4 protein-coding genes are annotated in these 5,676 nt (G+C 35.6%); 2 read left to right on the top strand and 2 right to left on the bottom strand.

Features of this window, described 5'->3' with window-relative positions; all coding sequences use genetic code 11:
* A partial coding sequence (yaaA, locus tag E1171_RS08565) for a peroxide stress protein YaaA (RefSeq protein ID WP_155205593.1) occupies nucleotides 1-702 on the top strand: 702 nt, incomplete at its 5' end.
* A gap of 183 nt (nucleotides 703-885) precedes the next feature.
* Here the strand turns inward: yaaA and E1171_RS08570 are convergent.
* Together E1171_RS08570 and E1171_RS08575 are read right to left on the bottom strand one after the other, a co-directional pair.
* Nucleotides 886-2,970: a dipeptidyl-peptidase 3 family protein gene (locus tag E1171_RS08570; protein WP_155205594.1), complete on the bottom strand. Its 2,085-nt coding sequence runs from the start codon at nucleotides 2,968-2,970 to the stop codon at nucleotides 886-888.
* A gap of 81 nt (nucleotides 2,971-3,051) precedes the next feature.
* Nucleotides 3,052-4,884 carry a M61 family metallopeptidase gene (locus E1171_RS08575; RefSeq protein ID WP_155205595.1) on the bottom strand — a complete coding sequence of 611 codons (1,833 nt, stop codon included), beginning with the start codon at nucleotides 4,882-4,884 and terminating at the stop codon, nucleotides 3,052-3,054.
* A gap of 296 nt (nucleotides 4,885-5,180) precedes the next feature.
* Between E1171_RS08575 and E1171_RS08580 the strand changes: the two genes are divergently transcribed.
* A complete protein-coding gene (locus E1171_RS08580; protein ID WP_155205596.1) occupies nucleotides 5,181-5,546 on the top strand; it encodes a carboxypeptidase regulatory-like domain-containing protein in 366 nt (121 codons plus the stop codon).
* Nucleotides 5,547-5,676: the final 130 nt, after the last annotated feature.

Below are 5,676 nucleotides of genomic sequence, written 5' to 3' on the forward strand. Positions count from 1 at the left end.
TCTACACCGGAATTACTTGAAGAATCCAAAATATTGGTCAAGGAGCTAAAGGGAAAATCAGAAGCTGAGATTGCTCAACTGATGAATTTAAGTGAGAAACTTGCTACTCTAAATTTTGAGCGATTCCAGGAATTCCATTTCCCCTTCTCAATAGAGAATGCCAAACAAGCACTTTTAGCTTTTAAAGGAGATGTATATACTGGTTTTGATTTAGATAACTACAGTGAGGAAGATTTTCATTTCGCACAAGATCATATACGTATTTTATCAGGCTTATATGGTCTATTAAAACCTATGGACCTGATTCAACCTTATCGTTTGGAAATGAAAACCCCACTTACCAACCCGAGAGGAAAAGATTTATATAAATTTTGGGGAAATCGAATAACAAACTTATTGAACCAACAGTTAGAGGAACAGAAAGAAAAAATACTAGTGAACCTAGCTTCCAATGAATACTTCAAGGCTATTGATACTAAATCCATAAATGGTCGAATTATCACACCAATTTTTAAAGAAAATAAAAATGGCCACTATAAGGTAATAGGTTTATTTGCCAAAAAAGCACGTGGCGCCATGGCAGACTATATCATTAAAAACCAAATGGAAGAAGTAGAGTATCTAAAGGCTTTTACAGAAGGTGGCTATATTTTCAATGAGGAATTATCCAAAACTAACGAATGGGTTTTTACAAGAGGGTAAATTAAATTGAAAGTTAATGATGACTGTAGAGGCTGAAAATATTGCATGACTAGAAATTTGTTCATTTCCCTTAAGGCATTTTATGGGAAATTTATAATTGACAAAATAAAAAAACTCATAAACAAAAAAGCAGATGAGATTCATCTGCTTTTTTGTTCATCTGTGGGTAACCTCTAAGATAATTTAATTTTGGTTGGGAAGAAAAGAATAATCTTTGCCGTAATCTAACATTTGTTCCACAAAATCCATTGGGTACTCCACTTTAACATCTACAATTTCCTCATTTTCCATTACTGGAATTAATTTAGGCTGAATAAAACCGGAATATGGTGCAGTGTGCAAATGCTGATAACGCTCCTTTACTTCTTTCATTAAGTCCTGGTCCGCGATTACCCCATAGTTTTCAATAAGTGCTTTTCCAGCCTTAAAATCTCCTTGTGAAATAACTCTTTGCACTTCCCTTAACAATTCTCCAAAAAGAACACGAAGTTTCTGATAATCATTAATCACAAAAAAGGTCTTTCCATCTTTTTCCACTCTTTCGATTACGTTATCTTTCTTTCCTTTTTCAAACACCCAGGCGGCAACCATCTGCCGATTCCTCATATGTGCCTCTTCAATATTTTCTCCTTCCTTTAATCTTCGAAGCTGCAGCATTAAACCATTTCGGATATAGCTATCGTACTCTGTTTTTCCCACTTCTAAAGATGGCATCACCCCCAACTCCATTAACTTTGGATCCATTAAATAATACAAAGCCACTAAATCTGCCCTTCCTTCTTCCAAAGCTGAGGCATAGTTTTTCAGGGTTTCTGCAGTAGTTCCCACACCTGGTTCTAATTGTCCTGAAGCATGGCCAATCACCTCATGCATAGCGGTATGAAGATCACCTGACAACACTCCATATTTCTTCACTCTATCCTTTTCCTCCTGGCTATAACCAAACTCATCTATTACTCCTGGTCCACTGGCTTGCTCGTATGCCTCAAGGATATTACCCAAAGAAACTGACTTGGAACCATAATTTTTTCTTATCCAAGAAGAGTTAGGCAAGTTAATCCCTATCGGTGTGGAAGGTGCAGCATCACCTGCCTCATTTATAACAGTAATCACTTTATAGGTCACACCTGTAACCTCTTTTTTCTTATGTTCATCCATTATTGGAGAATTATCCTCAAACCACTGGGCATCGTGCGCCAACATAGCCATTCTTTTACTAGCCACCGGATCCTTAAAAGAAAGAACGGATTCATATGACCCTCTATAACCCATTGCATCTCCATACACTTCAATAAATCCATTGGTAATATCAATTACAGAGGCTGTATCTTTAACCCATGCAATGTTATAAGCATCAAAATCCTTTAAATCACCAGTTTTGTAATACTTTGTTAATTTTTCTAAAGCGTCCTTTTGTTGAACATTCTCAGCCACTGAGGCCGCTTTCTCTAACCAATAAACTATTTTTTCTATGGCTGCAGAATACATTCCTCCTACTTTCCAAGTTTTTTCTACCAATTTTCCATTTTCCTTAGTCAACTGTGAATTTAAACCATACAATGGAGGTTCAGGATCATTTTTATCTATTATCTTTTTATAAAAATTCTCCACTTCCTGCTTACTAACATTCCTGTAGAAATTATTAGCCGACTCTTTCACATTATCAACATTGCCAGCCAAGTTCACCCTTTTTGCATCTACATTCGCATCAAAAATAATAGGTCTCATTCTCTCCTCGAAATCTTCCAATCTTTCTCCTTGATTAAATGGGAAAACAGCTTCAGAAGAATTTTCAAGTAAATTCTTCAAATATCCAGGAGAAAAATCTGGTACTAATTTTTTGGTTGAATAATGATGATGGATACCATTACTAAACCAAACCTCCTTTGCGAATACCATAAAATTTTTAAATTCATCCGACTCCCTGTCTCCCTGAAAGTGTATTACAATTTGTTCAATCATTCTTCGGACAGTCAGGTTATTCCTATAATTTTGATCATAAATAATATCTCGACCTGATAAGCCAGCTTGGGATAAGTAGTAAGCAAGTTTCTTTTGTTGAAGGCTTAAATCTTCAAACCCTGGAACCCTGTACCGAAGAATTTGTAGATTTGCAAACTGATCAACTTTGTATTTAAATTCTCCTTGTTCAGCTAGAGGTTGTTCTCCCCTCTGTTCAGTTACTTGCTCATCCTTTTCCTTCTTCCCACAACCGAATACCAACAACGCAATTAGAGGAAGAATAAAGAATTTATGATGCTTTTTCATAATCTTTTATTTTGTTTTTGATTTACAATCTAAATTAAAAAAGGAGGAATTGACCCTCCTCCTTTTTTTCATTATGCATTACTATTTTGCCTTGCTGCCCAACCAAGCCTCTCTGGCCTTTCTTTCCTTTTTTGAAGGCTTTTTAGCATCATTCTCGATCAGGTTTACCTGAAGCCAATTGTCTTCTTCTAACACCATTTGAACAGTTTTTTCCTTCCCTCTTTGCAAAAATTTCACCTCCACAGACTGACCTGGCTTTGCTTTTTCCTTGAAAGACTTAAACTCCTTTGATGTACTTAAAGCAATCCCATCAATACTTTGTAATACATCACCTTTTTCAATTCCTGCTTTATACAAAGGACTTCCTATGAACACTGTGGAAGCAACTTTTGTTTTACCATCCTTAAAATCAAGCCTTGTATTTCCCATGGAAGCTATACCTGGATTTGCTTTAGAAAGACTAACCCCTACCCTTGCCAATAATTCTACCATATTTGGAAGTTCACTTTTCCAAACATATCTGTTAAAGAAATTCTGAGAAAAATTCTTATCCGCAGTATATTCCTCTAATAATTGGGACAAAGCCCTAACTGTATATTCTCTTTCAGGCTTTCCAAATCTTTCCCAAGCCAATTGCATAAAGCCATCAAGTGATTTGTCTTTGAATTCAGTTCTTAATTTGATATCCAGGACCAAACCCAAAACACTTCCATAACTGTAATATGAAATAAAGGTATTACTTCTGTTAACCTCATCCACAGATCTGGCAGCATCCACAAAGGGAGCCTGATAGCTCATCTCCACCGGAGAGAAAAACTGACGGCCAGGAGAATTCAATACATAATTTAAAGTACCCGTAAGGCCATTAACATATTCCTCCTGACTCAAAATACCAGCCCGACATAAAATTAAATCATCATAATAGGAAGTAAAGCCCTCACCAAACCATAATTCCCCAGACATATTCTGACTGTCAAAATCAAATGGTTCTAAACTTTCTGCTCGAAGCCGTTCCATGTTCCAGGCATGGAAAAACTCATGAGACATTGTTCCCACATTTCTTTTAGCAGAAGTATTTAATGGTCTCGTTCCTGTAACAATAGTAGAATTTCTATGTTCCATGCCGTCACCAAAAACCCAAGGAAGATAATCAACCAAGAAAGTATAAGTTCCATAATCAAAATCAGGAAATTCCCCAAAAACGGCCTTTTGTTCATTTACAATTGCCTTTGTCCATTCTGTATAACGATCTAACTCTTCTGAAGTCCCCTGGTGATGGAGTACTAAATTAAAAGTATAATCCTTACCCTGAGAATTTACAGTCCAGCTTCTTTGCTGGTAATCACTAATTTCCGTTGGACTGTCCATAAAGTACTGCAAATCTCTGGCAAAATAACTCCCATCTTCCAACGGTTTTAACTGAGTGGCTACCTTCCAATTCAAATCCTTACGAACATTGAATTTTACTTTGACAGGCCTATTTTCCAAAGCGGGAGCAAACATAAAGGTGGCTGGCATATTAAGATGGGCATGAGTCTCGTCAATCCCTACATAGGTACCATCGGCATGATCTCCAAACAAAGTATAAGTGAGCCGAACAGTACCATCATGGCCAACAACTTCCCATTGATGAGGAGTGGAGCGATAAACCTCTAGCTCAATTCCCTGGCTATTATAAGCATGCACATTATACACATTCTTAGCAAATTCATGCAAAGCATATCGCCCTGGTGAAGAACGACTCATATGAACTTCCAACACCTTATTCTCAAGATTAGGAAAATCAATACTTATTTCAGCTTCATGATGTACAGCATTTTCGAATGAAATCTCATAAATGACCTCATTCTGACCAAACGCAAGGTGACTTATAAAGATTAAAAGGGAAAACCCGTAAAAAATGGTCTTTTTCATATAGTTATGCTATAAATGTTAGTTGATAAAAATACGCAACTAATGTATACCATCTAAAGCAATAAAATAAGTATTACATCACTTTTTTGAATTATATTGATGATTGGATAAACAAGAACCCATCTAAATTTTATAATTTTGATTTTTACATTAAAGAGTTTCTATCAATAGACCATCACTCTTGCTGGCAAATTAAAATTTCAAAAGGAAATAAAAGTTTAAACAGGGTTGTTTTGGCTAATTTTTTGTGGTTTAAACAAAATCAAACCTAAACCCCTTTAATAGATAAAACTATTATGAAGAAGATTATCATTCTACTTCTAGTGTTAATTGCGGGTATATTTTACCCCGAAAAAGCAACAGAAAAAAGCTTAAAAGGCCTCCCTACCTTTTTGAAGATCACTGTTTTAAATGATATGGGAGAAGCCGAAGAAGGAACTAAAATACAATTATTTGAAACGGAACAAGACTACAATAAAGAATCCAATCCGGTAAACACCCGTTACACCAACAAAAGAGGAAAAACTACTTTCGGAAAATTAAGGCCTACAGTTTATTATATTTTGGCAAGAAAAGAAGGAATGAACAATGACTTGGGAGCTGTCAAAACTGATACATTAAGAGAGGGCTTAATCAATAAAGTTACGGTAATCATTAGGTAAGAATTTTAACTTCTTTCTCCATCTAAGAGCCATTTTAAAAATCGGAAACAAAATTAGGCTTAAAGGAATATTTAAAAATTATACTCAATTTTTACCAAAACAAATCTAAAAAGGACTATTCGTTTTATTT

This window comes from Xanthovirga aplysinae (assembly GCF_009711365.1).
Taxonomy (GTDB): domain Bacteria; phylum Bacteroidota; class Bacteroidia; order Cytophagales; family Cyclobacteriaceae; genus Xanthovirga; species Xanthovirga aplysinae.

Bases quoted from the DNA above. Each gene is read 5' to 3' on its own strand.
- E1171_RS08570 (WP_155205594.1), bottom strand. From the start codon at position 2,970: ATGAAAAAGCATCATAAATTCTTTATTCTTCCTCTAATTGCGTTGTTG.
- E1171_RS08575 (WP_155205595.1), bottom strand. From the start codon at position 4,884: ATGAAAAAGACCATTTTTTACGGGTTTTCCCTTTTAATCTTTATAAGT.
- E1171_RS08580 (WP_155205596.1), top strand. From the start codon at position 5,181: ATGAAGAAGATTATCATTCTACTTCTAGTGTTAATTGCGGGTATATTT.